The organism is Bdellovibrionales bacterium (genome assembly GCA_016716765.1).
In the GTDB taxonomy this organism is placed as follows: Bacteria; Bdellovibrionota; Bdellovibrionia; order Bdellovibrionales; family UBA1609; genus JADJVA01.
On the sequence record JADJVA010000005.1, the window covers coordinates 97,439 to 124,190 of the forward strand.

Genomic DNA, 26,752 nt, shown 5'->3' on the forward strand with positions numbered 1-26,752 from the left:
CTTTCGGTAAAGGGCGTAAAGTCCCTGAAATGTCTTGAATATTGAATGCAAAGCGGTCTAGGGTCTCTTGCTATGTTGGATTCTATGCTTCAGTTTTGGCTCATTTTCGGGGCCATCTTAGTTTTTGGCGAATTGATCTTGCCCGGTCTCGTTTCTGTTTTTGTGGGTCTGGGGGCCTTGAGTGTTGCGGTATTGTTGTATCTGAATTGGATTGACAGCATTCCTGCGCAACTGGCGACTTGGTTTGTGAGTTCCACCATTTACATCTTTACGATCCGTATTCTGGTTGTGCGCTTCTATCCTAGCGACACAGAAAAGCAAAACATCGATGAGGACCAAGCTATGATGGGCCGAACGGTCGACGTGATTGAGTCTATTTCTTCGGCTCGTCCTGGTCGTGTTCGCTTCGGAGAATCGACTTGGACGGCCATTCTGAAGAGTGAAGGCGAAATCAGAGTGGGTGAAAAGGCTGTTGTTGTGGGTCGTGACAACATTTCATGGATTGTTAAGAAGATTGGTAACAACGAGGAGATCTAGGCGATGCTCAGTGCGATGTCCATAGCTATCATAATAGTGGGCTTTATTGTTTTTAAGACGATCATCATTGTGCCCGAACGGGAAAATGTGATCGTTGAAAGGTTGGGCAAATTTTTAACAGTGCTAAAGCCCGGGCTTCATTTTTTGATCCCCTTTTTTGATAAGGCGGCCTACCGACAGGAGGTTCGGGAACAAGTCGTCGATATACCACCGCAAAGTGTTATCACCAGTGACAACATTCAAGTTGAAATCGACGGGCTTCTTTATTTGCAGGTGATGGATGCCAAAAAGGCGAGCTACGGAATTGGAAACTATTTGGCCGCCAGCATTAACCTCGCACAGACCACGATGAGGTCTGAAGTGGGTAAGATCACTTTGGGCGGAATTTTTTCCGAGCGAGAAGCAGTGAATGCAAAAATTATCTCTGAAGTAGACAGAGCCTCTGAGCCATGGGGAATAAAGGTTCTACGTTATGAAGTTCGCGATATTTCTCCCACTCAGCACGTGATTGAAACCCTTGAAAAGCAAATGGAAGCCGAACGAGAAAAACGAGCCGAGATCACTCGCGCCACGGCCGAAAAGGAAAAATTGATCAATGTCTCTATGGGCGAAAGACAAATGGCCATCAATCTTTCCAACGGGGCCAAACAGAAGCGTATCAACGAGGCGACGGGACGGGCTGAGTCCATTCGGCTCATTGCCGATGCAACCGCCAGAAGTTTGCAAATGATTGGCGAAGCCATCGAGCAGCCCGGTGGAAAGGAAGCCCTGAAGATGAAGTTGGTCGACCAGTACATCGATCAACTTGGCGAAGTGATAGCAGGCGGAAAAGTGTCCATGTATCCGATCGAATTAGCCACATTAAAGGGAATTGTCGAAGAGCTTAAAAATCCGGCACGCCAAAGTGCCAAGGCATTGGAGAATTAAAGATGTCAATTGATTCACTGATTTTTGTCGTTCTTTTGGGAATCATATTTCTTTTTGTCCTGAGCGCATTGATTCGTTCCATTCAACTTGTGCCTGCCCAGTCCGAGTATATCGTCGAAAGATTTGGACGCTATCATGCGACGATTAAAGGCGGCTTTCACGTGCTTTTTCCTTTTGTAGACCGTGTGGCCTATTATCAGGATTTGAAAGAACACACGATGGAAGTTCCTCCTCAGAGGTGCTTTACGAAAGATGAAATTCAGGTTGAGGTGGACGGGGTCATTTATTTGAGAGTCATGGATTCGGCTAAAGCGAGTTATGGCATCACTGATTTTCGGTTTGCAGCTGTTCAGTTGGCACAGACGACCACTCGGGCTGTGATAGGAACTTTAGATTTGGATCGAACTTTTGAGGAAAGAGAAGCCATCAGCGGCAAGGTCGTTGGCGTTCTCGATCAAGCGGCCTCGAAATGGGGAATTCATATTTTACGATTTGAAATTAAAAATCTGATTCCGCCAGAGTCCGTTCGGCAATCCATGGAAAAGCAAGTGACAGCCGAAAGAAATCGTCGCGCTATCGTCGAAAAAAGCGTGGGAGCAAAGCAGTCTTTGATTAATACATCCGAAGGACAAATGACTGAAATGATCAATAGATCCGAGGGTGAGATGCAGAAGCGCATCAACGAGGCTCAGGGTCGCGCACAGGAGATACTTTCCATTGGAGTTGCCACTGCCGAATCTATCACCAAGGTGGCCCAATCCCTGACAAGCCATGGCGGAAAAAACGCCATGAAATTAGAGCTGGGTCAAAAATATGTGAGTACGCTGGGGCAGCTCAAGACGGGAAGTCGGGTTATTTTGTCAGGCAACCTCATGAATATGAATGAAATATTGGAAGCGATGGAGCTTGATTTGTAAACTGGGCCTCGGGGCCCTTGTCTCGATGATTCGCTGAGCATTATGAGCTTGTTTGCGTAAAATTAGATATCGCACATCACAGAACGATGTCGGAGGCCTATAAGGCGAGGGCCCGGCTATTGCAATTGGACTGACCCTAACGGGAGCAGTTATGCTGAGAAATTCCATTGTCACGATCTTAAATATTATTCTTGTGTGTAATTTGATTGTTGGATCCCATCCAGCTTTGGGCAAAAAGTCGGAAGCCTCTTCGGAACTCTCCGCAGAAGTGATTGTTCCCCCAGTTGCGGGCGTCGATGTCCAAAGTATTCCGGTTGCTGTGAATGGAGAGGTTTTGAATCTTCCGCCGGTCCTCGAGGGAGTCGTCGAGGGACACGTTCGGGAAGCGAATGCTGCTCCCGCCTGGGTCAAAGAATTGCGAAGGAAGAAGGTGTCTGAGTATTTTCCACCAGACTTCAATGATCGGTCGGAAGGCTGGGCAGAGGGTATTCGTCGCTTGATTGTCGATGCGACAAAACTCCATGAATACTACGAGGGACAGGACAAGTCAGGGTCATATGCCCTTTTCGTTAAGAAGAAACTCGCTCCTTTTATCGCTAAATTGACTGCGAAGGAGTTGAGATCCGCCTATAGACATCAGAGAGTATCAACGCCGATCTCCGATTGGACCGTTGAAATCTTGGTCGTGACTGAACAGGTCGCATATCTTGGGCGCTTTCCTAACTTTGTTAAGAACGCTCTGGGGCTCTTGGTGGGTCGTCACTTGCAGGGAGCTTCGGCGGTGGCCGGGCTTGTTGTTCTAGTGGCTATTGGGGCGGTCACCGCATTTTGGCGAATGGTCAGATATCCAACAATGAAAGATCGAGCTCACTGGCTCAGTTACAGGTTGATTTGGATCTCTTTCAAGTCCTCAGTGAGAGGAAATGGATGGATCTGGATTTAACCGACACGTCACTAGCGGAGTTGGAAGCTCAAATTGGTCAGGCCAACGAAGCTCTTGCGCGAGCAGGGATGACAGACCGAGATATTTCTCGTCTCGCGGAATTGCAGTCCGAGCGGGCGAAAGCCGTGATGACCATTGTCACCGCATTGACCCTCAATGAGATTCGCTCTTTCAATGTGGCAGAAGCGAATCGAAATCTTGAAGGCGAAGCCAGGCAGGCTCAGCGTGTGATTCGAAATGGATTTCACTTGCAAGATTACGTAAATAAATATCGTGAGCGGATTCAGCTAGCGATGCAAAAAATGGGGTATGAAAACTCAAGGAAACCGTTGCCAAAAGACTTCGCCGCGGGGAAAAGTTGCGCCTCAGCTTTAGGAAGCAGCAATTGAAGGTCTTCAGGTGAATGTCGTTTCAATTCGCCAACTATTGGATTCTAAGTATAAACATGTCCTTAGTTGTACCATTAAATGAGTTTCCAGTTACCAGAATTTTACCCATAGAGTCCAAGGTTACTGCGATCGGCGTATCGTCCCCATTGCCACCGGCAATATTACCAACACAATAGGTCCCGTCGGTTGAAAAACTGGTATCAAGATTTCCGTAGCGATCCAGCTTCCAAAGACAAACGTCCTCGAAGCCTCCAGAGTCTTGACCAGTTCCTGCAATAAAAATGTTGTCGTCTGAATCAATGATGATTGCTTTACCCTTATCATTTCCAACAGCCGCTCCGACATTTTTAAATACCTTATATCCGCTTCCATTAAAACTCGTATCCAGGCTCCCATCTGTTTCCTTGATTTTCCATACAACCATATCGTAGTCGGATCCATTGTAACTTGCTCCAGTCACGAAAATATCTCCTAGGCTATCAAAGGCGAGACCCCCAGCATATTCCTGACTTGCAAGGCTTCCTGCTGCCCCATCGTGAGTAAAATACCCAAGAGTATTAAAGCTCGTATCAAGTGTCCCGTTCACATTGTATCGCCAGACTGTCAGATCATAATTGCTCGTACTGCTGGTAGGACTGCTTTCGCCAATGATGACGGCTTTGCCATTTGAGTCAGCCTTCACTCGCCAACCCGCCGAATAGGGAATACTGTTAAATGAAATCCTCCCCGTTCCTCCAAATGAAGTTTGATTAACCAATAAATAGGACTTTTTGGATATTGTCATAGAATTATGAGGATATAGAAACCCTGTTTGATAGTATCCTCCATTGACTTTGTCCTCCGCTATTCCTGCTCCCTGAACTTCGCCAGCATAATTAGAATTCGAAATTGAAGTATAAAGACTTCCGTCGGCATTCAGAACCCAATAGGTTGGGTCATCCGTGCCTCCCCATTCTTTATTTCCTCCCATGACCAATTTGCCTAAGGAATCAACGAGAAAATCTCGACCCTTAACCCAATTGTTCACTGTTTCGGTAAAAACCCCTCCGCTGGCAAAAGACGAATCTAGCGTTCCATTTTGATTATAGGCCCAGACTTGGGCCGAGCTGGCGTTGCCCAAAGATTCGCCGTAAGCACCTCCCACCAGGATTCTCAATGACGAATCCACTCCAATCCCCATTCCAATTGAGTCATATTCGCCAGAATAAACGACGATTCCCGAAGAATTAAAGGTGGGATCCAATGTACCTGATTCTGATTCTGATCCTGGAGCCGGTGTATTATTCGGTGGCAAGCTATCCGATGGCTTACCACCGATCTCACCTTTGATTGCATTATCAATCAGATCGCACCCGACCCCAAACGGCAGCAGAAGCAGAGCAAAAAGTATCAGAGATAAATTTGCCCGCAGCTCCTTCAAATGAGCTGCTATAGCTAAGGATTCAATTTGATAGTGCCCTGCACGCTTCATTCGGCCGTCTCCTTCGCGGAACGTACTAAGATAAGTAGACTGCAATAGCTTATCGGCATTCCTAGACTTCAAGGAGAGGGGGTGAGGTTAAAGGATGTTTCATTTTTAATTACTTTTGAGATTTGAATTGATCCCAAAATGTTTCAAAATTTTTGTTGTGGATGGTAAAAGAGAGGCGTCACTTTAATGAAATTTATGCAATTATGCCCTTGCAGTGTCGCCCTCGATCTAAATATATTGTATCGGATATATTCTTTGCAAACTGGATTTGCGGGCAAAAAGGAGTGAGTTGAGATGAACGTAGTGAATTGGCGATGCCTATTAATCGGTCTGAGTTGTCTTTTTGGAGTCTTGGCTCAGGGCTATTCTTGTTTGGTCAAAGAACAGGGGGCAGATGTTTCTCCTGTGTTGGCCAAGACATTGCTTGGTCCCCTGACTCTGGCAGAATTGCAGGAAAAGCAATCTGCGTCGATAGAGGTTTGGAAGGCCGAGGAAGTCTTATGGAGCTTCGCCAGAACCTCAGAGTTTTTAGGAGTCGAAGCTCGGGAGGTGTCTGGTGAGATCATTGCTTCTGGACGGGTCTCAGAGGGTGAGGACCTAGTTGTATTATTGGAGCCGCACGGTCAGATTTTAACTTGTCGTGTTCCTCCTAAAGCTGAATCGGCGGGTGGTGATCTTAGTGCTGCTGATTATGCTCAAGAGCAGCCATTTCAGTCCACAATACTTGTTCCTACTGAGATCTTAGAATTCTTTGGTGGTTACTGATTTGCGCGAAGCAGTTAGAGTGTAAGTGACCTCTTTTGGATCGATACCGTCCGGATTGTGACTCTTGCTGACCATCAGGGGATACATGAGATAATTAACCGGAATTTTTTTGTCCATTGATCTCACAAAAAAATCACGTCCGTGATTGAAGGCTATCCAATTTCCTTCCCAGTAACCGAAGAATTTCCGTCTCAGGCTTTCAATTTTTGGATCGTCGAGGCTTAATTTTTCCTCTAGGATGACCTTTCGAATATCTGCGGGATCGACGGGAATCCATGCCTTCATTTTTTCTGAATAGTACTCTGCTCGACAGTGTTGGCCCTTTGAAACATCGCCCGTTTTTCCAAGCGAGGGAGACTCAATGGAAGAATCAACTCTGATTCCAAAGACTTCGCGCGCGGGAATTTTTGCAGCTCGTGCAAGTCCAACAAATAGCGAATTGAGGTCTGCGCATTTTCCTCCCAAGGTGTTAGCCTTTAAGGTTGATTTGACATCTCCTAGTCCACAGCCACGAACGTTTGGATCCCGGATCGATTTGTCAACAATCCAGTTATAAATGGCTTCAGCCTTTTTATCCGTATCTGATAGATTGCCAACGATCTTTGATGCCGTTTCCCGGACAATTCCATCTGTTTGAACATGGGCCGTGGGACTTATATACTTGTTAATGGCTTTGAGGGAGCTAGCCTCCGGTGTAGCTTTGCGTTGGTCTTGAATGCGAACAGTGTGAGTGATCTCAAATTCGGGCTTGTTGGCCTTGATCCACGTGACATGCAAGAGGGGAACAGAATCAACACTTTCAATTTTGACTTGGTCCGCATTTCCAGAGTATCGCTGCGAAAGAACCGTCTGATAGCCGACCAGGTCCATAGGAATCGGAATCCACAGTTCGATCGATTCGTTATGCGCAAGCGGCTTAAATTCTTGTTTGAATTCAATCGTTCTCTCTGCCTCTGCGGCAAAGGCAGTCAAGAAAAACGAGCTTAAGGGTGTTACAAACAATAGTGACCGCAGTATCAAAGAAAACATCTAAAATCTCCTCCTAAAATCGGCGTTTTGGATTCATTGCGTTGTTTCATCCATGAATTTCAAAAAGGGTCTTTTCAGAATCTTCGTAATCCGCTAGATGCCCCTCATAATTTGGGGCAAAGCGGATGATCGGAGAAATATTGAGTTGGCCATAATTTCGGAAATCCGGTATCTCATAGATTTTTTCTGTGAGTTTCTCAGCCTGAGGTCCGTATCCAGGAGGAACCATCAGACGAACCCCGAACCACTGCCAACGTAAATCTGCCGAGGCCTTTTTCTTTTCAACTATTGCTTGAATTGTTTCGAGGAGTTTTTCTTGGTCGGCAAATTCAAAATGAACGCTAATACCAATCTGAGTATATGAAATGAGCTCTTCGTAGTACTCAGGTTGTCTGCTCCCGTTGGTTGTAACATGACAATAATGGTGAGACCCCGGTTTGTTTTCTGGCGGACGATCTTTAATCCATTTGAGGAGGTCCACAAATGAGGGGTTGATTGTGGGTTCTCCACCACTAAAATGAAATTTACACTGATCATCTTTCACAAAGGCACGAAAGATATTTTGAACTCCCTGTTTGAGCGAACCCCAGCTGCGGTGAGCTTCATAGTTGTTGCTGGACGAAGGCGGACAGTAGCTGCAACTGTAATTGCAGCGACGGCTGATTTCCCAAGTGACTTGTTTTGGAATGCATTGGCTCTGATAAATTGGTTGAACCGCCAAAGCTTCGAGTGGGGCCTCATCCAGCTCTTTAACAGGGTCGAGGTAGGCCAATTGACGGTGCTCTGGAGAACGGAATTTTCTGAGAGCCATATCAGTCCCGCACATACACCATTTTTTCTTGCAAAGAATGAATTCGGTAGATAAATCGACAAAACTCTCAAAGACGTTTCCAAGAAAACCGCCCTCTCTGCACACCGCGCCAAAGATATTTCCATCGTGAGTGACACAAAGGTTTTCAACACTTGCAGCGCAGAGCCAGCCTTGCCACGAGTTGAGCTCGCGAGCCATCAGCTCTTCGGCCGAAAAGCTCTTTCCCTCTTGCTGGGAATTGATCAAAACAATAGATTTATTGCCAGAAGGATTGTTGAGGCTTTTTGTGCTGTCACTCATGGGGCCGATAATTCCATGTACTTTGATCATTTGTAAAGTGCCATATTTGGCAAGGGGTGGAATTAAGTCTCTCATATTGCAATCTGGCATGGATGTTGAAGCAAATTTGTCTAAAGACATTAGGAAACACAGAGGTTTAGAAGTGATATATGTCCCACTGACAAGAGCATGGCAATTTTTGGCAGAAGTGGCTCTTTCATTGTCACTTTGTTTTGGAGTCACTTCGTTATTTCAGACGCCATCTCTTGGTTCTCAAAGGGATGGAGTTCAGTCGTGTAGACATCAGATAGGCCTATCAAATGATAGGCAAAAGTCATGGCACAGCTGGAAGCCAGGGGACCAGATTACTCTTTACCAATTTTACAGACTGTTTGGGGAAAAATATGTCATGAGAGTCCTTTTGGATGGAGGGCCAATTCCTATTCCTCGTCCCTACTTTGCCATCGATACTAACCTAACAGAATTTAATTTTGTATTTCAGAGGAGGGTTGAAGCAATTCGGGGAGCGAGAGAAAGTGAAATTGGACAATATCTTAGGGTGTATGGAGCAGATCGTATGGAGGACGCGTTGAAATATGTCGATGCTTTTAGCTACGACCCAGCTCAAGATCTAAGTTCACTTCCTGACGTCGGTCGTCCCGAAAGTCGGTACAGTCTGGTCAAGTTTATTGAAGAAATGGAAAATGGGGTGATTGACTACCCCGTGGTTTATAAACCTAACCATTCAGGCCTTGGCAATGGTGTTATTTTTTTTGAACCATCGGCCGTTGATCAGCTAAACATCACAGTTTCAAAACTGGTCGACATAGAAGATGAATCTGAGTGGATACGTTTCCTGAAGAAGGAAGGATTTGAGTCAATTGGTGGGCAAGATGTTTATTCGTTGAGAGTCTTGCGGCGCCTTTCTCGACCCACTTTAGAAAAGCTACTTCATAAGGTGGCGACCTCACACCCAATTAAATACGATAGAGGAATGTTTGAAAGGATGGTTGACCCCATAAAGTTTTCAGGTAAAGCCTACGAGACAAGACACATGGTATCGGGAGATCTTGTTTCGGGAAGAGTAGAGTTGGTGAAATCAGATCCAAGGGATCCTCGCGTGAGGTGGTTTGCCAGGATTGGATCTTCGAGATTTTTATCAAATTTCGGAGAAAGAGCTGAGGCTTTCGAATTGAACGAACCAGAGATGTATGACCCACTCTTTCGACGATTTAATTTTTCACCGGACGATCAACGGAAATTTAAAATTTACGTTGAGGATATTGTAACTAGGGAGATGAAATACCTATTGGAACGGTATCGACATGGAGGATTTTCTTTAGACGTTGAAGTCAACGGAGCCTTTGATTTTATGTGGTTGCCGCCCGCTGAGGAGGGTGGGTTTCCAGTTCCCATTCTGATTGAAGCTGACATGTCCATTGCTTTTCCTAAATCCAGGTTTCCTAATGGTCCACCAAAGACAATTGAGATCAACATTCCTTCTCCCAAATTCAGCGAGAAGTTCTAAATGCATTGATCGAGGTTGGTATTTTTATTGCAAGGGCAGTGGTTTGTATGAATCCAATAAAATTGATCATCTGCCTATTTTATATTGTTGTGTCCGTCCTGCCTTGGAGCACGAGTTGGTCATCCCAGCCTATCAAAGAGGGCAGTTGCCTTCTTGCGCTAAAGGGATCTCGGGAACATATATTTTCGTCACCTTTGACGAGAGAAGATTTGGAGAATTTCTGGAAACCAGGCGCAAGGTCAAAATTGCTTAAAGAGATTGATGGTTTTGCCAGAGATTTTCCATCAGATGGTATCTTGGTGAGAGGAATGAGAGTTACGCGTAGAGACATCGAAAGAATTCAGGTTGAAGGAATGAAGCCCAGTGATTCTATTGCTCATAAATTGTTTTTTGATCATAACCCAAAGATAGCGATACTTCACGCATTTATGGGTTCTAGAAGGGCTAATTTTAGTTTTCCGGGTCCTCAGGAAGACTATTTTGCGGCTATTTTTGAACTCACTCAACACTCCGAACAGAGAGAAAATGTCGCCTGGTCTTTAACAGTTTACGAGGATATACCCGTGGAAAATTTGGGACGGATATGGGTGTTTCATAAAACGGACTCCCGTTTCTATCTCCTGCGGTGAGATATGTCATCAACTCCAAAGGGAGCGTGGGCTCTCACGCCATATCTTTATTGATTACAAATTTTTAGTGGCGTAGTGTTGGGCGAACGCTTAACGACAAAGGAGTATTTCTATGAAAATTGATATCGGAATTCCCGAAAATGATCGTAAAGCCATTGCTCAAGGCCTATCGAAACTTCTGGCAGATAGCTATACCTTGTACTTGAAGACTCACAACTATCACTGGAATGTCACGGGTCCTATGTTTCAAACTTTGCATTTGATGTTTGAAACTCAGTACGATGAGTTGGCTTTAGCGGTAGACATGATTGCCGAAAGGATTCGCTCTCTTGGCGAAAAGGCTCCAGGCAGTTACACTGAATTTCAAAAATTGTCTTCGATCAAAGACGAAACAGGTAGCCCCGAGGCTCGCGAAATGATTGCGAAGCTCGTTGAAGGGCATGAGGCCGTCATTCGCACTTCACGCTCCATTTTTCCTCAGGCCGAAAAGGCTCACGACGAGGCCACTTGTGATCTGCTCACTCAGCGCATTCAGATTCACGAGAAAACAGCTTGGATGTTACGAAGCCTTCTTGAAGGCTAGTTTGCTAGTCCAACGGGTGCTGCAAGCGATAATGGAAGAGCGCGATGCTTGCCGCACTCACAGCATTGAGTGATTCAAGATCTTCAGATATTGGAATTTTGAGACACAATGAGCCTCTTTTATTGGGAGGAAGCCCATTTCCTTCTTCTCCGAAGAGCAATCGGCCCGACTGGGGCCATCTAAATTCTGTGAGGGGTCGACCCGAGTGATCGAGGGCAAAAAAATCTCCGAGGTCTTGTTGGATCGAGGGGCCCCATTCTAGTTTTATTCGGAAGCAACTTCCCGCCGATGAGCGCACAGTCTTGGGGTGAAACGGGTGAGTGGATTCTTGAAGAAGAATCACTTTCCCCACTTTAAAGGCCTCGCAGCAACGAAGGAGGGCTCCCAAATTAGAAGGGTCTCCCAGGGCAGAGAAAACCTCAAGGCCTTGCGGGGGCAGGCTGGGGTCCCATTTGGGAATATCAGTTTGTCGGGCCACTAAAATCGGAAATTGCGTAGAAAAGATGTCAATTTGCCGAAACAGATCTTTCTCGAGGAGACAGAGAGTAGACGGTGACGCAATCGGCAGCATTTCTCTCTGTTCAGGAGAAGTCAAAAGGATCTCACTGATGCACTCGGGGTGGCGATTCAAAAATTCTGGAACAAGTTTTCGCCCCATGATGAGGAAGTCAGATGATTTTTTCAGATCTGGACCCGCGAGAAGATCTTTCCAATAGCGATAGCGACTGTTGGCTTTACTCGAAATCACTTTCAAAATGATTTGTCCTGCGAGGATTTCAATTTGCGGTAAACAAGCAGCCGCCGGCGGTGGGGAGTCGAGGGAAGCTCGTAGGCCACGTCTTTTTCCAGGCGAAAGAGCTCGCCCCATCGCTTATGGGCTTTCTCAATTTCGGTGTCGACACTTGGGCCCTTCATCAGGTAGATGGCCCCGCCGGGCTGAAGGCAATTTGAGACGTTCAACAGGGTCTCGCTGATATCAGAAACCGCCCGCGTAATAACGCCTGCCACAGGATAGGCAAATTCAGGGGTGATATTTCGCCCTATGACCTGAAGATCTTTGAGGCCCAGATCTTCTCTCACTTTCTTGAGGAATTGGACACGCTTTTCAACACCTTCGGCTAAGATGATGGGCTTTTCAGGAAATAGAATCTTCAACGGAATGCCAGGAAAACCGGGGCCAGTTCCCATATCCAGAAGAGGAAAAGTCAAGTTGACGAATTGAGTGACAATCAAAGAATCAATAAAATGTTTGATGGCCACATCGCGCAGGGAAAGGAGACGGGTGACGTTGTTTTTTTGCTGGTGCTCCATAAGAAGGCGATAGAATCGAGTGAGGTCTTGACGTTTATCGTGCGGGAAATCCCGAAATCCGTGGTGGCTAAAAATATCAAAGATGCGGTTGTCGGCCTCGATAAAATCATAGATCTTTTCGGGCTGGCGATGGCGGCCACGTGGACCCCGAGTTTTTGCAAATTTGCCGCGTTTTTCAGTGGCAGTGGGAGATTTTTTCATGTCAGCTTTGGGCGGGGTACCCGTTTTGGGCGAGCCTTTCCGTCTGGGACTTGGTTTTCTTTGCGTCATCCTCTCTTAATAATTGAAGTGAATTGTAAAATCATTCAATAATCGCCGGATGCTCTCAGAAAAAGTTAATTCCGTACATAAAGAAGCGAATGCGGCATTTTTGGCTGCTAAAGATTCCAAAGAACTTTATGAGCTCAAAGTGAAATACCTGGGCAAACAGGGCCAACTCTCGCTTTTGATGCGCGAAATGGGCCAGCTTTCTCCTCAGGAAAGGCCTGTTTTTGGAAAATGGGTCAATGAGGCCAAGCAATCCCTCGAGGAGGCCTACGCAAAAAGGGAATTGGACATTGGCCAAGCAGAGCTGATGGCCCAGATCGAAAAGGAGCAGTTGGACCTCAGTTTGCCGGGCCCCCCAGTGGCTAAGGGCGGCAGACACCCGGTTTCAAAGGTGATCAATGAAATAGTTGGGATTTTGGAGAGAATTGGCTACAGCGTTCGAACCGGTCCAATGATTGAGGAGGACTGGTATAACTTCGAGGCTTTAAATATCCCACCAGATCACCCTGCCCGCGATATGCAGGACACTTTTTATATCGATGACACCCATGTTTTGAGGACCCATACAAGTCCCGTGCAGATCCATACAATGGAGAATGAGAAGCCACCCTTGAGAATTTTGGCTCCTGGTTCTGTTTTTAGGTGTGACAGTGACATTTCCCATTCCCCCAATTTTCATCAAATTGAAGGCCTCTTAATTGATCGCAAAGTATCCATGGCGCATCTAAAAGGGACGATCTCTTTTTTTGTGAAGGAATTTTTTGGCAAGGATATTCAAGTTCGATTTCGACCGAGCTTTTTTCCGTTCACGGAGCCATCGGCCGAAGTTGACTGCTCTTGTCCCATTTGCAGGGGTAAGGGGTGTCGAATGTGCAAGAACTCGGGTTGGATAGAAATTGGAGGATCGGGTTTGGTGAATCCAAAGGTCCTCAGTCATTGTAAAATTGATCCGGAAGAGTGGCAGGGCTTCGCTTTTGGGTTTGGAATAGAGAGAATGGCCATCATCAAATACGGAATCGACGATATTCGGTTGTTTGCAGAAAATGACATTCGTTTTTTGAGGCAGTTTGAATCATGAAACTATCAATGCAGTGGTTAAGCGATTATGTGGATGTTCATGAGTTCTTTTCTGAGCCCGAGAAATTGGCTGCTCGTTTGACAGCGGTGGGCATTGAAGTCGAAGGATTTGATGATCTCGCCAAAAAATTTAACAAGGTGGTGATTGGCGAAATCCTCGTAAAAGATGTGCATCCTCACGCCGATCGTTTGTCTCTGTGTCAAGTGGACGTCGGAGATGGAAAGAATCGACAAATTGTTTGCGGAGCGACAAATCATCAACAAGGTGACAAGGTTGTGGTTGCCCTACCTGGTGCTATTTTACCTGGTAATTTTGAAATTAAGCTCTCGAAGATTCGCCAAATTGAAAGCCAAGGAATGTTGTGCTCTGAAGTTGAGCTTGGTTTGGCAAAGGAGAGTCCCGGTATCATGATTTTACCTCGAGAGGCCCCTCTCGGAAAATCATTCGCTCATCACATGGGTTTAAACGATGTGATTTTTGAACTCAGTGTGACTCCAAATCGTGCCGATTGCCTCAGCCATTTGGGTTTGGCAAGGGAAGTGGGAGCTCTTCTCGGACGAGAGGTTCAGCAGCCTGCTCTCGAATTGAAGGAGCAAAAAGGGGCTTCAACACGAGAGCGAGTGAAACTAGAAATTAAAAATACCGATCTGTGTCCGCGCTATGCGGGGAGAGCTGTTTTTGGAGTCAAGGTGGGGCCGAGTCCGGATTGGCTCAAGTCGCGGTTGGAAAAAGTTGGAATCAATTCGATCAACAACGTGGTGGACGTAACCAACTATGTGATGCTTGAATTCGGTCAACCTCTCCACGCATTTGATTTAGATCTGATAAAAGATAAGACCATAGTTGTTGATAAATCCTTGGCGGGCGAAAAATTTATCTCTTTGGATGGCACAGAGCTGGAACTTTCGGGCGAAGAGCTTGTGATTCGGGATGGGTCTGGACCTGTCGCATTGGCGGGAATTGTCGGGGGCTTAAATTCGGGAGTTAAAGAGGCGACCTGCGATCTTTTTATCGAATCAGCCTATTTTCTTCGTGAGTCTGTTCGTAAGACGGCACGCAAGTGGGGCATTGAAACGGATTCAAGTTATCGATTTAGCCGCGGGACAGATCCAGAGGGAGTGCTTCGTGCACTCAACAGAGCCTGCTTGCTGATTCTTGATGTGGCCGGGGGATCTCTGAGCAAAGATTTTTATGATGCTTGCCCTCAACCCTTTAGCCGACGACCCATTGCCATTCGCCACGAGTATCTGGAAGACCGCTTGGGTTACCCTGTACAGATCGAGAATTTTGAAAAATGGATGAAGAGAATAGGCTGTCAGATCCGTCCGAGTACTGAGGGAGACTGGCAGGTTCAGCCTCCGCCATATCGGTGGGACTTGGATCTGGCTATCGACTTGGTCGAGGAATACGCTCGTTTTGAGGGCTATGACAAAATCCCGGAAGTATTTCCTCCCTTAGTGGAATCGCCATCGAGTCATGCTCCTCAGTTTAGACTGGAAAATCGCCTCAATGATTGGATTGCGGCGGAGGGGTATTTACAGGTTGTTAACTATGGATTTTTCAGCAGCCAGGGACGCTCTGATTTTATTGGAGATTCGACCAGCCTCAACTCTGTCGGATTGGTGACTCCACCAGATGGCATTAAGGTTCGAAATCCCTTGAATGACGAAACCAACGAAATGCGGGTGAGTTTGTTGCCCGGTTTGTTTAAGAATCTTGTACATAATTTTCGACAGGGGATGGCTTTTGGCCGTCTTTTCGAAACTGGATTTGTGTTCTCTCAAACCGAGAAAGCTTACAAAGAAGAGTCGCGTGTTGCGTTGGTAGGTTGGGGACAACCGAAGAACATTTGGGCCGGTGGCGGCGCTGAGAGTTGTCCGACCGTTTACTCATTAAAGGCGAGCATTGAAAATATTTTGAGTAAGCTTTTGATTGCATCTTACCAGTGGCGAAAGTTGAGTGGCGAAAGTACTCCACGCTTTGTTCATCCTGGCCAGGCGGTGGGCTTATTTGTAGAAGGAAAAATGATCGGGGTGCTGGGGACTCTTCATCCCTTGCTGGCACAGGAGCACAAGTTAAGAGCCTCGGTGGCGGTGGCAGAATTTACCTTTGAGGGCCTCGTTCGTGGACAGCCACGGGTTCCCAAAGCTAAGGCTTTTTCCAGGTTCCCTTCGGTCGAGAGGGATTTGGCCTTTCTCGTGCCGTGCTCTGTTGAGGCAGGTGAGATTTTAAAGGAGATTCGCAAACAAAGCGGTCCTCTCTTAGAGGATGCCTCCATTTTTGATGTGTACGCCGGAGATCAGCTTGGGGAGGGGATGAGGTCTATCGCCTATCGAATGGTATTTCGCGATTCAAATGGGACTCTCAATGAGACTCAACTGGTGGAGTTGCAGAATAAATTGGCTGACGCCGTTAAGAAAAAGTACAAGGTTGAGGTTCGTTAGAGTCGTGGCCGTAAACCAAGCCAACGCGAAGAGTCACTTGGATCGCTACTTTTTCTCGATCGAAGGGCGAGAGGAGCTGCGAATAGTGGCTCCAGCTCCACAAATTAATTGAAAGTTTTCAAGGACTTGGTAGCCTGTGGGTGGGATGTAACACGAAATATCCGATAAAAAAGAGGTTCAAGGATATGCCCCAACAAAATATTAGCAAATCTACGATGACGAAGGCCGATATAGTCGAGAAAGTTTACCAGAAGATTGGTTTTTCCAAGAAGGAAGCCTCAGAATTGGTAGAGTTGGTATTTGGGTCGTTGAAGGACACCCTTTGTAAGGGCGATAAAGTTAAAATCTCTGGTTTTGGAAACTTTGTTGTTCGAGAAAAAAAGGAGCGAATCGGTCGAAACCCTCAGACTGGTAATCAGATCAAGATCAGTGCGCGAAGGGTGTTGACGTTTCGTCCCAGCCAGGTATTAAAAGCCGTTCTTAACGGAGAGGATGTCTCTCTGGCCGTTGAAGATGATGACGGCATTGATGTAGGCTGAGAATCCTTCTTATAAAAAATTTCGAGCTGGGCGATGCTGAGGCCTGTGGCACTGCCTTTCATGAGGACACAAATGACAACAGATTGGATTTTCGAGACAAAAGATCAGAAGGCATACGCTCCATCTGCTGAACCAGACCTGGAACTCGTTGATACGCGGTTTGCGAAACAGCTTGAGAAAATTCCTGACAAGATGGCGTTTAAAATTGGTGAAGTGGCCCGTTTGATCGGGGTTAAAACCTATGTGTTGCGTTATTGGGAGACCGAGTTTGAGGCTTTGAATCCCAAAAAATCCAGAAACAATCAGCGCGTCTATGAGAAAAAAGACGTGGTGATGGTCATGATGATTAAAAAGCTCCTCTACGAAGATCGCTTCTCGATCGAAGGGGCAAAGACGGCTCTGAGAAAACTAAAAAAGGACACTCGTAAAGCAACAGAAATTCGTCAATTGGGCTCACATCTTGAGCAGGTGACAGATCAATTGCGGGATCTTGTTGATGAGATATCCCGAGTCAAAGTCCTATTTAATGCTGAGTGATACTCTCTCTTCACTTAATCAAGTTTAATCATGTTGAATCAACTGCAATCATGTTGACAGATTCTTGAAATTCAAAGAGAAACGACAAGAGTAAATTCGGTGAATGAAAATCATTAAGGGCGTCGGACCGTAGCGCAGCCTGGTAGCGCACAACCTTGGGGTGGTTGGGGTCGCAGGTTCAAATCCTGTCGGTCCGACCAATTTCTTCAAAGATGAGACTCTGATTGCAGTGCTAGACCTGAGGTTGGAATTTCAATTGTGAAAGTTGTTCCTTGAGAACCGGATTGGCAACGAATGTGGCCTTTGTGTACTTCTATGATCTTCTTCACAATTGCTAAGCCCAAGCCTGTACCACCAGTCGACTCACCAGATGAAACAAAGGGATCAAAGATCGATCTTAAAATATTGGGCAGAACTCCTGGACCGCGATCGCTGACTTCAATTTGACACCAATTGTTCTCTCGCAGCCGCGCATCGATAAAAATTCCTTGCTCTTGGCCCATTCCATACTTAACAGCGTTGTCGATAAGATTTCTAAAAACCTGCATCATGAGCGGAAAATTGCACGTAATTGTTGGCAGGCTTTGGGAAAAATGGACGTAACTGGATTCAGCTTCGATCCCAAGAACACTCACCACATCCCTAATGAGACTTGCAAGATTCACGGGCTCGAATTTTAGCGGAGCATGCCCTAGAGAACCAAATTGTCGAAGATCATCTAGGCATCTACTGAGATAAAGGGCGTTGGCACTAATTCTCTCCAATAAATGCTGAGCCTTTTGGTCAAGGCTGGCCAAGTATCGGTCCCGTAGCATATGGGCGAACCCGATAATCACACTCAGTGGATTTTTTAGTTCGTGTGAAGTCGTCAAGGCAAACCTATTAAGGCCCGTGTTAATCGCATTCAATTCCTCAATCAGTTTGTCTCTCTCGAGGAGGGCCATTTTTTGCTCAGTAACGTCCAGCTGAATTCCAACGAAAAATAGAGCATTCCCGGCCTCGTCCTTTACTGGGCTAACTGTCAAATGGTTCCAGAAGAGTGAGCCGTCCTTACGGTAATTTACAAGTTCTCCTCTAAAATGGACATTCGAATGGATTGCATCATGGCATTCGCGAACCACTGTTTTATCAGATTCAGGGCCCTGCAGAAATCGACAGTTTTTTCCGATGATTTCGTCTGCGCTATAGCCCGTCAGTTTTTGAAAATGGGGATTAACGTAAATGATGGGATTATCAGCCAATCGATTGTCGGTTACAACAAGTCCAGTATTTGTGGCTTCTGCCGCGTACTTAAAGATGAAGTCCGGAAGAGGTGGTCTGATACTTACTCCTCAATAGATTGAATTTTTCTTGTAACAGAATATTTCTCTCCGTCAAGACCAAAGACAGAGAGTGTCGGCCAAGTTGAGATGTTTTCATGGCGAAATTTTTTTCACACATTCATTTCGCAAAATGACTTTTGGCTCATTAAGCTAATTAATTCCATTGAGTCCATTGACCTGATAAATTCGCCCGTGGCGGATCAGCCACTTCTCAATCTCTACGGCCACAAAGACTGCGGGAGAGATGGCGAGACAAACAATCAACTCAAAGGCTGTGAGAGGCTCAGTTTTAAATACAGAGTTTAAAAGTGGAACATAGAGAGTCGCCATCTGTAGACCAAAGGTTATAAGTACTGCCACCAAGAGCGGAAAGTTGGAGAAAAATCCTTGTTTGAAAAATGACTCACGCTCGGATCTTACCGCAAGCACATGCCCCATTTGAGATAAGGTCAAGACTGTAAAAACCATGCTTTGCCAATGAGAGGAGCCAGAATGATAGGCCCAGGCCATGACAGCAAGGTTGAGTGCGCCCATGAAAAGGCCGACCCACACGGCATGTTGCCAAAGGCCGTGGGCAAAAATACTTTCATTGGGTCTGCGCGGTGGACGCTTCATGATTCCCAGTTCTTCGGGTTCAGCAGCTAAAGCGAGACCTGGCAAACCGTCTGTAACAAGATTGACCCAAAGAATATGAATCGGCAAGAGCGGGACAGGTAGTCCTAGGAAGGGTGCTAAAAACAAAATCCAGATTTCACCAGAATTGCTTGTGAGTGTGTATTTGATAAATTTACGAATATTGTCAAATATCCTTCGTCCCTCGCGAACGGCTGTTACAATGGTTGCAAAGTTATCGTCAAGAAGAACCATGTGAGCTGCCTCTCGTGCGACATCAGTGCCCATCTTTCCCATAGCCACGCCAATATTGGCGCTCTTAAGCGCTGGAGCATCGTTGACGCCATCCCCTGTCATGGCGACAAATTCACCCATCTTCTGAAGTGTTTTAACGACATATATTTTTTGCTCTGGAGAAACGCGAGCATAAACCCGGATTTCTTCGACACGAGACTCGAATTCTTCGGGAGATAGGAGCTCCAATTCCTGACCCGTAATAACGGGACCATGTTGGCCCTGGATGCGATCAGACTCATTAACAATTCCAAGATTTCGCGCAATCGCTAGGGCGGTAGCAGGATGGTCGCCAGTGATCATCACGACACGAATAGATGCGGTCTGACAAGAATCTATTGCTTCTTTTACTTCCGAACGAGGAGGATCAATGAGTCCAACAAAGCCCAGGAAACTAAGATTCGTTTCGATAGTTTCGCTTTTGGTTTCAGAGGGAAGGGAATCCAAGCGCCGATGAGCAAACGCAAGCACTCTGAGTCCCTCTTTGGCCATTGAGTTTGCTGTACCCAGCGCAAGGTCTTGATCAAGTGGAACAAGATCGCCATTTTTCGATTGCTGCTGACAGAAAGCTAAAACGCGTTCAGGTGCGCCTTTTGTGAAAACATGAATTTGTCCCGATAAATCGCGATGAATTGTGCTCATCCTGCCGCGTTCAGAGGAAAAGGGAACTTCGTCTATTCTTGGCAGGTGCTTTTCAATCTCGGATTTAACAAATCCGGAATTCTGAGCGGCTCGGTAGAGAGCCGTCTCCGTTGGATCGCCTTGAAGTTCTCCGCTGGCATCAACAGAGGCATCGCTATTGAGCGCCATGGCCCTCAAAATCAGTTCTCTCTCAGTTTTGTCGCTCACGGAATCTGGGAGGGATCCTCTTATCACGCGGTGATTCAAGGCGTAGGAATCAACCTGCATTTGATTTTGAGTCAGAGTCCCTGTTTTGTCGGAGCAAATGTAAGTGACTGAGCCCAGTGTCTCGACCGCCGGTAACCGGCGGATGAGGGCATTTTTTTTGACCATCCGTTTGGCGCCAAGAGCTAACAAAACCGTGACGACTGCTGGGAGGGCTTCGGGAATGGCTGCGACGGCGAGACTGATTGCAGTCATAAACATAAGCAAAGGCTTCTCGCCCCGAAGAACACCAACTAAAAAAATAATTCCGCAGAGGGCGATCACGGCCAGAGCCAGGATTTTTCCAAATCGTGTCAATCTTTTCTGCAGCGGCGTTTTGGCATCCTTTTCAGTTTGTAAAAGTGTGGCAATGCGGCCGAGTTCGGTGCGCATTCCAGTTGCAGCAACAACTCCCACACCTCGCCCATAGGTGACCAGTGTTCCTTTGTGAGCCATATTGTGCCGATCGCCAATTGGCGATTCGGTCTTTGATACCACTTCCGAGATTTTCTCCGATGGTTGTGACTCCCCCGTTAAGGCAGCTTCCTCAATCTTTAACTGGATAGCTGTGATCAGTCGCATATCGGCGGGAACAATATTTCCAGCTTCAAGGAGAACAATGTCTCCAGGAACAAGATCGCGGGAGGAAATCAACTCAGGACTTCCTGAGCGCAAAACCTTGGTCTGAGTCGTGGCAAGCACTTTCAGGGCTTCCATGACCTTTTCGGCTCTGTATTCCTGAATAAAGCCAAGAACAGAATTGAGTACCACGATCACGGCTATAGCGATCGTATCTTCTGGTTCACCCAGCCAGCCTGCGATGGCCGCTGAGGCAATTAAAACCAGCACCATGAAGTCTGAAAATTGATCCAGAATCATTTTAAAGAGGCTTCGCCCCTTGGCCTCATCGAGGAAATTTCCGCCGAAATTTAATAATCGCTCTTTTGCATTGTCCTGAGAGAGACCTTGCGCCGCATCAGATCGCAATCGATTGACAGCATCATCTGCTGTTAACGCATGCCAAAACACCTGTTCATGGCTGTCCATAAGCTCCTCCATCGCGACAAAACGCCCCGTCAATGGCTGAGTTCTTCATGCCACGGAGCTAAATGAAATGAAAGAGAAGAAAAAGAAAGCGACGGGAAATTCTTGGTTGTCCTATTGGCGCAAAGTTGTTCTGGCCAACAAAATTCCCTTCTCAATCAGGGAGTGGTGTTGATTTCTCCAAAGCAGGTGTTTTCTAAAATGTGCGCTGCCGCACTATTCGACTGAAAAGATCCTTCCGACGCCTGAACGGCCTTATCCCAGCAGCGGGATTGCGCATTCATTTTAGCGGCTAAGCAGCCGGAAAGCACCTTTCCATTTTCGATGAGACATCCAGCAATTTCGCTGTCTGAGCTGTCCGTGCTGGTCCCACTAATTTGGAAAATTTTTTGAGTGTATTCGGAGGTATAGGAACAAGTGCACTGCACAGAGATGGTGGTTGTGCTTTCTGCTGACGCAGAGACAGAACCGAGGATCAGGGCGGAGGCGATAAAAAACTTCTTCATTAGAGACTCCCTTTGGATCAAAGAAATAAAATGATTCAAAGGCAAAACACAAGCAATCAGCGTGCCAGCTTGGGTTAAAAATTTTGTGGATGACTCATTTAGCAGTTTACACATGATGACAAAACAGCAAATATCGATTTGGGGGTCATATGTCAAAAAAGCTGAGCGGAAGAGTCGGTCTAGTGGCGCTTTTATGCGTTCTATTCGCGGCTTACAGATGGTTCGATCTTGGTCAGTATCTGTCTTTGGAGAGCCTGAAGGCACACCAGGCTTCACTTCATTCTTTCTATCTTGAGCGGCCAGCAATTGTGGCTGTTATTTTTGCAATCGTGTATATTTTGTCGACCGCTCTCTCTTTGCCTGGTGCGACTATTCTCACTCTTGCCGGTGGGGCTATTTTTGGTTTGGGTGTCGGGATTGCTCTGGCTTCATTTTCGAGTACCTTGGGAGCGACATTGGCCTTTCTTGCGTCTCGATTTTTTCTTCGAGACCTGATTCAAGAAAAATTCAAAGACAAAATTGCAAGTGTGAATCAGGGAATGAACAAAGAGGGAGCCTTTTATCTTTTTACGCTGAGGCTTGTGCCGATTTTTCCGTTTTTTTTGATCAACCTGGTCATGGGATTGACGTCCATTCGCACTCTGACTTACTTTTTTGTCAGCCAAATCGGAATGCTCCCAGGGACCTTTGTTTACGTCAATGCTGGCACACAACTCGCGAAGATCGAATCGCTCAATGGCATTCTCTCTCCTGAAATACTTCTCTCATTTTCATTGATTGGAGTTCTCCCTCTCTTTTCTAAGTGGCTTCTGGGAATGTATAGATCCGGAAAATATCTCAGGAAGTATAAAAAACCAAAATCCTTTGATTACAATATGGTCGTGATCGGAGGGGGGTCCGGAGGACTCGTGTCGGCCTATATCGCAGCCGCAATCAAAGCCAAAGTGGCTCTCGTCGAAAAACATAAGATGGGAGGAGATTGTCTGAATACCGGCTGCGTTCCCAGCAAGGCTCTGATTCGCTCCGCCAAAATTTTCAATTATTTTAAGCGTGCGAAGGAATTCGGATTTGAAAGTCCATCAGCTAAAATGGACTTTTCAAAAGTGATGGAACGCGTACAAAAAATTATCAAGGAGATCGAACCACACGATTCGATTGAGCGCTATTCTAAAATGGGTGTCGAATGCATTCAGGGAACAGCGAGAATACTTTCTCCTTACGAGGTGGAAGTGAATGGAAAAACTCTGAAGACAAAAAATATTGTCGTGGCAACGGGAGCCTCTCCGCTGGTGCCATCCCTGCCAGGCCTGTCGGATGTGCCCTATTTGACAAGTGACAATCTATGGAGTTTGCGAACTTTGCCTCGGAGACTCATTGTCCTTGGAGGTGGTCCTATCGGTTGTGAGTTGGCTCAAAGCTTTGCCCGTTTTGGATCAGAAGTCAGTCTTGTTGAAATGGCCCCTCGGATCCTGAATCGAGAAGACGAAGAGGTCTCATCCTTTGTTACGGAGAAGTTTCGGAGTGAGGGTGTTTCTGTTTTGGTTGGCCACAAAGCCTTGCGTTTTGAATCAACTGAGAATGACAAGAATGAAAGAGTTCTTGTGTGCGAGTCTCTCGGGAGAGAAGTACGAATTCCATTTGATGAGGTTTTGATAGCACTGGGTCGCAAGGCCAATGTGAAAGGATTTGGCCTTGAGGAATTGGGTGTTGAAATTTCCTCAAAGGGAACCGTTGTTGCTGATCCATACCTCAGGGTGACCAATTATCCAAATATCTATGTGGTGGGAGATGTGACGGGCCCTTATCAATTCACCCATACTGCGAGCCATCAGGCATGGTATGTGGCCGTCAATGCGCTCTTTAGCCCATTTAAGAGGTACAAGGTGGACTATCGAGTGATCCCTTGGTGCACGTTCACAGATCCCGAAGTGGCTCGTGTTGGGCTCAACGAGATCGAAGCCAAAGAGAGGGGGATTGCTTACGAAGTGACCCGCTATGGAATTGATGATTTGGATCGGGCTATCGCCGAAGGAGAAGCTCATGGATTTGTCAAGCTACTCACTCATCCGGGAAGCGATCGAATTTTAGGAGCTACGATACTGGGGAGCCACGCGGGTGATATAATCGCCGAGTATGTGGCAGCCATGAAACACGGACTGGGCCTGAACAAGATTCTCGGGACCATTCATATCTATCCCACTTTTTCGGAGGCAAACAAATACGCAGCTGGTCTGTGGAAAAGAGCGAACGCCCCCAAAAAAGCGCTGGAGTTTTTATCAAAGTACCACAAATGGAGGAGAGCTTAAGGTGTCCGTTACAATAGGGAAAATCTATCGTGATATCATTTGAAAAAAATCTAGCGACTCATGGGCTTCAGATGAAGCGCGGTGTGCTCCGAACACTGCAGGTCAATATCGGCCGGCTCTGCAACTTGGCCTGTCATCACTGTCATGTCGAAGCAGGACCCAAGCGCACCGAAAATATGGAGGGACACGTAGTCGATCGTGTGATTGAACTGTTGGAAAAGTCGAAAACGATTCACACAGTGGACCTCACAGGAGGGGCTCCGGAGTTAAATCCCCACTTTCGCAGGTTGGTGAGTGCGGGAAAAAGCCTTGGAAAAAATATTATTGATCGCTGCAATCTCACGGTCTTTTATGAGCCAAGACAGGAGGAAACGGCCTATTTTCTAAAGGAACATCAAGTTCAAGTTGTAGCCTCCCTTCCCTGTTATTCGAAAGAGAATGTGGAAAAACAGAGAGGTCGGGGTGTTTTTGATAAAAGCATTGAAGCATTGAAACTGCTCAACAGACTCGGCTATGGTCAGCAAGACACAAACTTGGTTCTCGATCTTGTTTATAATCCTTTGGGCCCCTTCTTGCCACCTGATCAAAAAAAACTTGAGTGTGCCTATAAGGCTGAACTGAAGGAATTGTTTGGAATTGAATTCAATCGGCTCCTAACCATCACGAACATGCCGATCAGGCGTTTTCTTGCTGACCTGGAAAGGGCTGGAAAACTGACTCAATACATGGAACTACTGTCCAGCAGTTTTAACCCAGCTGTGGCAGAGGGAGTGATGTGTCGAAGTCTTTTGTCTGTGAGTTGGAATGGCGAGCTTTTTGATTGTGATTTCAATCAAATGTTGGAGTTGCCCTTGGAAGCTGGCCGTCACACTGTCTGGGATATTTCGTCATTTGATGACTTCGATGGGAATTTGATTAGATATGAAAATCACTGCTATGCCTGTACCGCAGGATCTGGAAGTTCTTGTGCCGGTGCGCTGGTTTAGAAATTAGAAAGAAAATAAAAATAGGAGAATTGAAATGGACCAAATCACACAAAGTTTAGAATCGGTTAAAGAGTATTATGGAAAAATCTTAAACTCGAGTTTGGATTTAAAGACAAGTGCCTGCTGTCCGACAGAGAGCATGCCATTTCATTTGCGAGAAATATTAAAGGACATTCACGATGAGGTAAAAGACAAATTCTACGGCTGCGGGTCGCCCATTCCCCATGCACTTGAGGGAAAGACTGTTTTGGATTTGGGGAGTGGAACTGGTCGTGATTGCTTTATTCTCTCAAAGCTTGTTGGCCCAAAAGGTCGGGTGATAGGTATTGATATGACGGAAGAGCAAATCGATGTTGCTAAAAGGCACATCGACTATCATAGCCAGAAATTTGGATTTTCGAAATCAAACCTTGAGCTCATCAAAGGCTATATCGAAGATTTAGAAGATGCCGGCATCAAGAGTGAATCGATCGATGTTGTTGTATCCAATTGCGTGGTGAACCTTTCTCCAAACAAGGAGAGAGTTTTTTCGGAAATTTTTCGAGTTTTAAAACCAGGAGGTGAACTCTATTTTTATGATGTCTTTTCAAGTCGAAGAATTCCAAAAGAGCTCACTCAAGATCCGGTTCTTTTGGGAGAGTGTCTCGGGGGAGCTCTCTATACTGAAGATTTTCGTCGCCTCCTTTTTCAAATTGGTTGCAAGGACTATCGCCTGATGGGGCGTTCTCGAATTTCTCTTCTTAACCCAGAAATCGAGAGAAAAGCGGGATTGATCGAGTTTTATTCCATGACGGTGAGAGCATTTAAACTCCCTCTTGAAGATCGTTGTGAAGACTACGGGCAGGTCGCCACTTATCTTGGCGGAATATCTGACAGTCCGTTTGCTTTTATCTTAGATGATCATCATGTTTTTGAACGAGGCAAGCCCATGCTGGTCTGTGGAAATACCGCTGCGATGTTACGAGACACTCGCTACGGAGAATTTTTCAAAGTTGCGGGGGGCCAAGAGACTCATTATGGGCTTTTTGATTGCGCTCCTGGGGCGAGTTCGGGGGGAGCCGCTGACATCAGTGGGGTGGGATCTTGTTGTTAGACTTGGTAAAAAAATCGATTTCGGTTGTTATTCCTATCGCTGAGGGAGACGAACTTTGGAAGGAATTGTTGCCCGATTTAGCCGTATTGGACAAGGACGACGAGATTTTGATTGTGTCAGAATCTTCTCTTGATAGTGAGCTGGAGCAAGCGGCAAAGCAAGCGGAATTGCTTTGTCCTGTGAGGTGGATTTACTCTCTCAGAGGAAGGGCAAAACAGCTCAATTCAGGCGCTCGGGCCGCCAGATCGGATTTTTTCTGGTTTCTTCACTGTGATTCAAAGATGGACAGAACCGCCGTGAGGAAACTCAGAGAATCTATCGAACGGGATTCGACTTGCCTTTATTTTTTTGATTTGAAATTTCTCAATGATGGCCCCTGGATGATGGTTTTGAACCGTTTTGGTGTTTGGTTCCGCTCTCGCCTCTTGGGCTTACCTTTTGGAGATCAGGCCTTTTGCATGCATCGGGATGTCTTCAATCACTTGGGAGGATTTTGCGAAAAAGCCCCCTACGGTGAAGATCATCTTCTGATTTGGCGGGCTCATCAAAAGGGAGTCAAAGTCAGATCTGTGAGAGCTCCCCTCTCGACAAGTGCCAGGCGCTATGGCGTCGAGGGTTGGTTAAAAACCACAGCCCTCCATTTGAAACTCACAGCAAGGCAGGCCATACCGGAGTTGATGGCTTTACTCAAGCGCGACAGAATCTCATGAGCATGAAATC

General features: G+C 46.3%; 25 protein-coding genes and 1 tRNA gene. 18 read left to right on the forward strand and 8 right to left on the reverse strand.

Going from position 1 to position 26,752, the window contains the following annotated elements:
- Nucleotides 1–45 precede the first annotated feature (45 nt).
- The 5 genes from IPL83_03660 (at nucleotide 46) to IPL83_03680 (ending at nucleotide 3,713) form a co-directional block, all read left to right on the forward strand.
- Nucleotides 46–537 (forward strand): NfeD family protein, encoded by a 492-nt coding sequence (locus IPL83_03660; GenBank protein ID MBK9038253.1) that lies wholly within the window; start codon nucleotides 46–48, stop codon nucleotides 535–537.
- Nucleotides 538–540: 3 nt separating this feature from the next.
- Nucleotides 541–1,464: a paraslipin gene (locus IPL83_03665; GenBank protein ID MBK9038254.1), complete on the forward strand. Its 924-nt coding sequence runs from the start codon at nucleotides 541–543 to the stop codon at nucleotides 1,462–1,464.
- A 2-nt stretch (nucleotides 1,465–1,466) separates the two neighbouring features.
- A complete protein-coding gene (locus IPL83_03670; GenBank protein ID MBK9038255.1) occupies nucleotides 1,467–2,381 on the forward strand; it encodes a paraslipin in 915 nt (304 codons plus the stop codon).
- A 151-nt stretch (nucleotides 2,382–2,532) separates the two neighbouring features.
- On the forward strand, nucleotides 2,533–3,324 hold the full coding sequence (locus tag IPL83_03675; protein ID MBK9038256.1) for a hypothetical protein: 792 nt from the start codon (nucleotides 2,533–2,535) through the stop codon (nucleotides 3,322–3,324).
- Nucleotides 3,309–3,713: a hypothetical protein gene (locus IPL83_03680; protein MBK9038257.1), complete on the forward strand. Its 405-nt coding sequence runs from the start codon at nucleotides 3,309–3,311 to the stop codon at nucleotides 3,711–3,713. Before IPL83_03675 ends, IPL83_03680 begins: the two co-directional genes overlap by 16 nt.
- A gap of 34 nt (nucleotides 3,714–3,747) precedes the next feature.
- Here IPL83_03680 and IPL83_03685 read toward each other — a convergent pair whose 3' ends face one another.
- Nucleotides 3,748–5,184: a hypothetical protein gene (locus IPL83_03685; protein MBK9038258.1), complete on the reverse strand. Its 1,437-nt coding sequence runs from the start codon at nucleotides 5,182–5,184 to the stop codon at nucleotides 3,748–3,750.
- A gap of 294 nt (nucleotides 5,185–5,478) precedes the next feature.
- Between IPL83_03685 and IPL83_03690 the strand changes: the two genes are divergently transcribed.
- Nucleotides 5,479–5,949: a hypothetical protein gene (locus IPL83_03690; protein ID MBK9038259.1), complete on the forward strand. Its 471-nt coding sequence runs from the start codon at nucleotides 5,479–5,481 to the stop codon at nucleotides 5,947–5,949.
- Here the strand turns inward: IPL83_03690 and IPL83_03695 are convergent.
- Both IPL83_03695 and IPL83_03700 read right to left on the reverse strand, forming a co-directional pair.
- The gene (locus IPL83_03695) at nucleotides 5,926–6,978 is read right to left on the reverse strand and encodes a transglutaminase domain-containing protein (protein MBK9038260.1); all 1,053 of its coding nucleotides are present in this window, start codon (nucleotides 6,976–6,978) and stop codon (nucleotides 5,926–5,928) included. The two genes, IPL83_03690 and IPL83_03695, sit on opposite strands and share 24 nt — an antisense overlap.
- Before the next feature lie 46 nt (nucleotides 6,979–7,024).
- Nucleotides 7,025–8,164 carry a radical SAM protein gene (locus IPL83_03700; protein ID MBK9038261.1) on the reverse strand — a complete coding sequence of 380 codons (1,140 nt, stop codon included), beginning with the start codon at nucleotides 8,162–8,164 and terminating at the stop codon, nucleotides 7,025–7,027.
- 313 nt (nucleotides 8,165–8,477) lie between these two features.
- Here IPL83_03700 and IPL83_03705 point away from each other — a divergent pair, with 313 nt between their 5' ends.
- The 3 genes from IPL83_03705 to IPL83_03715 all read left to right on the forward strand — a co-directional run bounded on the left by IPL83_03705 (nucleotide 8,478) and on the right by IPL83_03715 (nucleotide 10,808).
- On the forward strand, nucleotides 8,478–9,596 hold the full coding sequence (locus tag IPL83_03705) for a hypothetical protein (GenBank protein ID MBK9038262.1): 1,119 nt from the start codon (nucleotides 8,478–8,480) through the stop codon (nucleotides 9,594–9,596).
- A gap of 47 nt (nucleotides 9,597–9,643) precedes the next feature.
- Nucleotides 9,644–10,225, forward strand: coding sequence for a hypothetical protein (locus IPL83_03710; protein ID MBK9038263.1), 582 nt, complete (start codon nucleotides 9,644–9,646; stop codon nucleotides 10,223–10,225).
- A gap of 112 nt (nucleotides 10,226–10,337) precedes the next feature.
- Nucleotides 10,338–10,808: a DNA starvation/stationary phase protection protein gene (locus IPL83_03715; GenBank protein MBK9038264.1), complete on the forward strand. Its 471-nt coding sequence runs from the start codon at nucleotides 10,338–10,340 to the stop codon at nucleotides 10,806–10,808.
- A 4-nt stretch (nucleotides 10,809–10,812) separates the two neighbouring features.
- Here the strand turns inward: IPL83_03715 and IPL83_03720 are convergent, their stop codons facing one another.
- Complete coding sequence (locus IPL83_03720) at nucleotides 10,813–11,562, reverse strand: RNA methyltransferase (GenBank protein ID MBK9038265.1); 750 nt, start codon at nucleotides 11,560–11,562, stop codon at nucleotides 10,813–10,815.
- Nucleotides 11,559–12,320, reverse strand: a complete 762-nt coding sequence (gene rsmG / locus IPL83_03725) for a 16S rRNA (guanine(527)-N(7))-methyltransferase RsmG (GenBank protein MBK9038266.1) — start codon at nucleotides 12,318–12,320, stop codon at nucleotides 11,559–11,561. Before rsmG ends, IPL83_03720 begins: the two co-directional genes overlap by 4 nt.
- 118 nt (nucleotides 12,321–12,438) lie before the next feature.
- Here rsmG and pheS point away from each other — a divergent pair, with 118 nt between their 5' ends.
- The 5 genes from pheS to IPL83_03750 all read left to right on the forward strand — a co-directional run bounded on the left by pheS (nucleotide 12,439) and on the right by IPL83_03750 (nucleotide 17,184).
- Nucleotides 12,439–13,464, forward strand: a complete 1,026-nt coding sequence (gene pheS, locus IPL83_03730; protein ID MBK9038267.1) for a phenylalanine--tRNA ligase subunit alpha — start codon at nucleotides 12,439–12,441, stop codon at nucleotides 13,462–13,464.
- Entirely contained in the window at nucleotides 13,461–15,908 is a 2,448-nt protein-coding gene (locus IPL83_03735; protein ID MBK9038268.1) for a phenylalanine--tRNA ligase subunit beta, read from the forward strand. Before pheS ends, IPL83_03735 begins: the two co-directional genes overlap by 4 nt.
- A 215-nt stretch (nucleotides 15,909–16,123) precedes the next feature.
- Complete coding sequence (locus IPL83_03740) at nucleotides 16,124–16,447, forward strand: integration host factor subunit alpha (GenBank protein MBK9038269.1); 324 nt, start codon at nucleotides 16,124–16,126, stop codon at nucleotides 16,445–16,447.
- A 72-nt stretch (nucleotides 16,448–16,519) separates the two neighbouring features.
- Entirely contained in the window at nucleotides 16,520–16,984 is a 465-nt protein-coding gene (locus tag IPL83_03745; GenBank protein MBK9038270.1) for a MerR family transcriptional regulator, read from the forward strand.
- Between the two features lie 123 nt (nucleotides 16,985–17,107).
- Nucleotides 17,108–17,184, forward strand: a tRNA-Pro gene (locus IPL83_03750).
- Nucleotides 17,185–17,190: 6 nt separating this feature from the next.
- On the opposite strand, the gene IPL83_03755 is transcribed toward IPL83_03750, so the two are convergent.
- The 3 genes from IPL83_03755 to IPL83_03765 all read right to left on the reverse strand — a co-directional run bounded on the left by IPL83_03755 (nucleotide 17,191) and on the right by IPL83_03765 (nucleotide 21,647).
- The gene (locus tag IPL83_03755; GenBank protein ID MBK9038271.1) at nucleotides 17,191–18,225 is read right to left on the reverse strand and encodes a PAS domain-containing protein; all 1,035 of its coding nucleotides are present in this window, start codon (nucleotides 18,223–18,225) and stop codon (nucleotides 17,191–17,193) included.
- 231 nt (nucleotides 18,226–18,456) lie between these two features.
- Entirely contained in the window at nucleotides 18,457–21,144 is a 2,688-nt protein-coding gene (locus IPL83_03760) for a cation-translocating P-type ATPase (protein ID MBK9038272.1), read from the reverse strand.
- A gap of 155 nt (nucleotides 21,145–21,299) precedes the next feature.
- Nucleotides 21,300–21,647 carry a hypothetical protein gene (locus IPL83_03765; GenBank protein MBK9038273.1) on the reverse strand — a complete coding sequence of 116 codons (348 nt, stop codon included), beginning with the start codon at nucleotides 21,645–21,647 and terminating at the stop codon, nucleotides 21,300–21,302.
- A gap of 149 nt (nucleotides 21,648–21,796) precedes the next feature.
- On the opposite strand from IPL83_03765, the gene IPL83_03770 reads away from it, so the two are divergent.
- The 4 genes from IPL83_03770 (at nucleotide 21,797) to IPL83_03785 (ending at nucleotide 26,742) form a co-directional block, all read left to right on the forward strand.
- Nucleotides 21,797–23,953: an FAD-dependent oxidoreductase gene (locus tag IPL83_03770; GenBank protein ID MBK9038274.1), complete on the forward strand. Its 2,157-nt coding sequence runs from the start codon at nucleotides 21,797–21,799 to the stop codon at nucleotides 23,951–23,953.
- A 71-nt stretch (nucleotides 23,954–24,024) separates the two neighbouring features.
- Nucleotides 24,025–24,939, forward strand: coding sequence for an arsenosugar biosynthesis radical SAM protein ArsS (arsS, locus tag IPL83_03775; protein ID MBK9038275.1), 915 nt, complete (start codon nucleotides 24,025–24,027; stop codon nucleotides 24,937–24,939).
- Between the two features lie 34 nt (nucleotides 24,940–24,973).
- Entirely contained in the window at nucleotides 24,974–26,032 is a 1,059-nt protein-coding gene (locus IPL83_03780; protein MBK9038276.1) for a methyltransferase domain-containing protein, read from the forward strand.
- Nucleotides 26,023–26,742: a TIGR04283 family arsenosugar biosynthesis glycosyltransferase gene (locus IPL83_03785; protein MBK9038277.1), complete on the forward strand. Its 720-nt coding sequence runs from the start codon at nucleotides 26,023–26,025 to the stop codon at nucleotides 26,740–26,742. Before IPL83_03780 ends, IPL83_03785 begins: the two co-directional genes overlap by 10 nt.
- Nucleotides 26,743–26,752 lie beyond the last annotated feature (10 nt).

Excerpts from the sequence above, each read along its gene's own strand:
- IPL83_03660 (MBK9038253.1), top strand. The coding sequence starts at position 46 with ATGCAAAGCGGTCTAGGGTCTCTTGCTATGTTGGATTCTATGCTTCAG.
- IPL83_03705 (MBK9038262.1), top strand. The coding sequence starts at position 8,478 with ATGAGAGTCCTTTTGGATGGAGGGCCAATTCCTATTCCTCGTCCCTAC.
- IPL83_03770 (MBK9038274.1), top strand. The coding sequence starts at position 21,797 with ATGTCAAAAAAGCTGAGCGGAAGAGTCGGTCTAGTGGCGCTTTTATGC.
- IPL83_03690 (MBK9038259.1), top strand. The coding sequence starts at position 5,479 with ATGAACGTAGTGAATTGGCGATGCCTATTAATCGGTCTGAGTTGTCTT.
- arsS (MBK9038275.1), top strand. The coding sequence starts at position 24,025 with ATGAAGCGCGGTGTGCTCCGAACACTGCAGGTCAATATCGGCCGGCTC.
- IPL83_03675 (MBK9038256.1), top strand. The coding sequence starts at position 2,533 with ATGCTGAGAAATTCCATTGTCACGATCTTAAATATTATTCTTGTGTGT.
- IPL83_03760 (MBK9038272.1), bottom strand. The coding sequence starts at position 21,144 with ATGGACAGCCATGAACAGGTGTTTTGGCATGCGTTAACAGCAGATGAT.
- IPL83_03685 (MBK9038258.1), bottom strand. The coding sequence starts at position 5,184 with ATGAAGCGTGCAGGGCACTATCAAATTGAATCCTTAGCTATAGCAGCT.
- IPL83_03740 (MBK9038269.1), top strand. The coding sequence starts at position 16,124 with ATGACGAAGGCCGATATAGTCGAGAAAGTTTACCAGAAGATTGGTTTT.
- IPL83_03745 (MBK9038270.1), top strand. The coding sequence starts at position 16,520 with ATGACAACAGATTGGATTTTCGAGACAAAAGATCAGAAGGCATACGCT.
- IPL83_03695 (MBK9038260.1), bottom strand. The coding sequence starts at position 6,978 with ATGTTTTCTTTGATACTGCGGTCACTATTGTTTGTAACACCCTTAAGC.
- IPL83_03780 (MBK9038276.1), top strand. The coding sequence starts at position 24,974 with ATGGACCAAATCACACAAAGTTTAGAATCGGTTAAAGAGTATTATGGA.
- IPL83_03715 (MBK9038264.1), top strand. The coding sequence starts at position 10,338 with ATGAAAATTGATATCGGAATTCCCGAAAATGATCGTAAAGCCATTGCT.
- IPL83_03765 (MBK9038273.1), bottom strand. The coding sequence starts at position 21,647 with ATGAAGAAGTTTTTTATCGCCTCCGCCCTGATCCTCGGTTCTGTCTCT.
- rsmG (MBK9038266.1), bottom strand. The coding sequence starts at position 12,320 with ATGAAAAAATCTCCCACTGCCACTGAAAAACGCGGCAAATTTGCAAAA.
- IPL83_03670 (MBK9038255.1), top strand. The coding sequence starts at position 1,467 with ATGTCAATTGATTCACTGATTTTTGTCGTTCTTTTGGGAATCATATTT.
- IPL83_03710 (MBK9038263.1), top strand. The coding sequence starts at position 9,644 with ATGAATCCAATAAAATTGATCATCTGCCTATTTTATATTGTTGTGTCC.
- IPL83_03735 (MBK9038268.1), top strand. The coding sequence starts at position 13,461 with ATGAAACTATCAATGCAGTGGTTAAGCGATTATGTGGATGTTCATGAG.
- IPL83_03700 (MBK9038261.1), bottom strand. The coding sequence starts at position 8,164 with ATGAGAGACTTAATTCCACCCCTTGCCAAATATGGCACTTTACAAATG.
- IPL83_03680 (MBK9038257.1), top strand. The coding sequence starts at position 3,309 with ATGGATCTGGATTTAACCGACACGTCACTAGCGGAGTTGGAAGCTCAA.
- pheS (MBK9038267.1), top strand. The coding sequence starts at position 12,439 with ATGCTCTCAGAAAAAGTTAATTCCGTACATAAAGAAGCGAATGCGGCA.
- IPL83_03665 (MBK9038254.1), top strand. The coding sequence starts at position 541 with ATGCTCAGTGCGATGTCCATAGCTATCATAATAGTGGGCTTTATTGTT.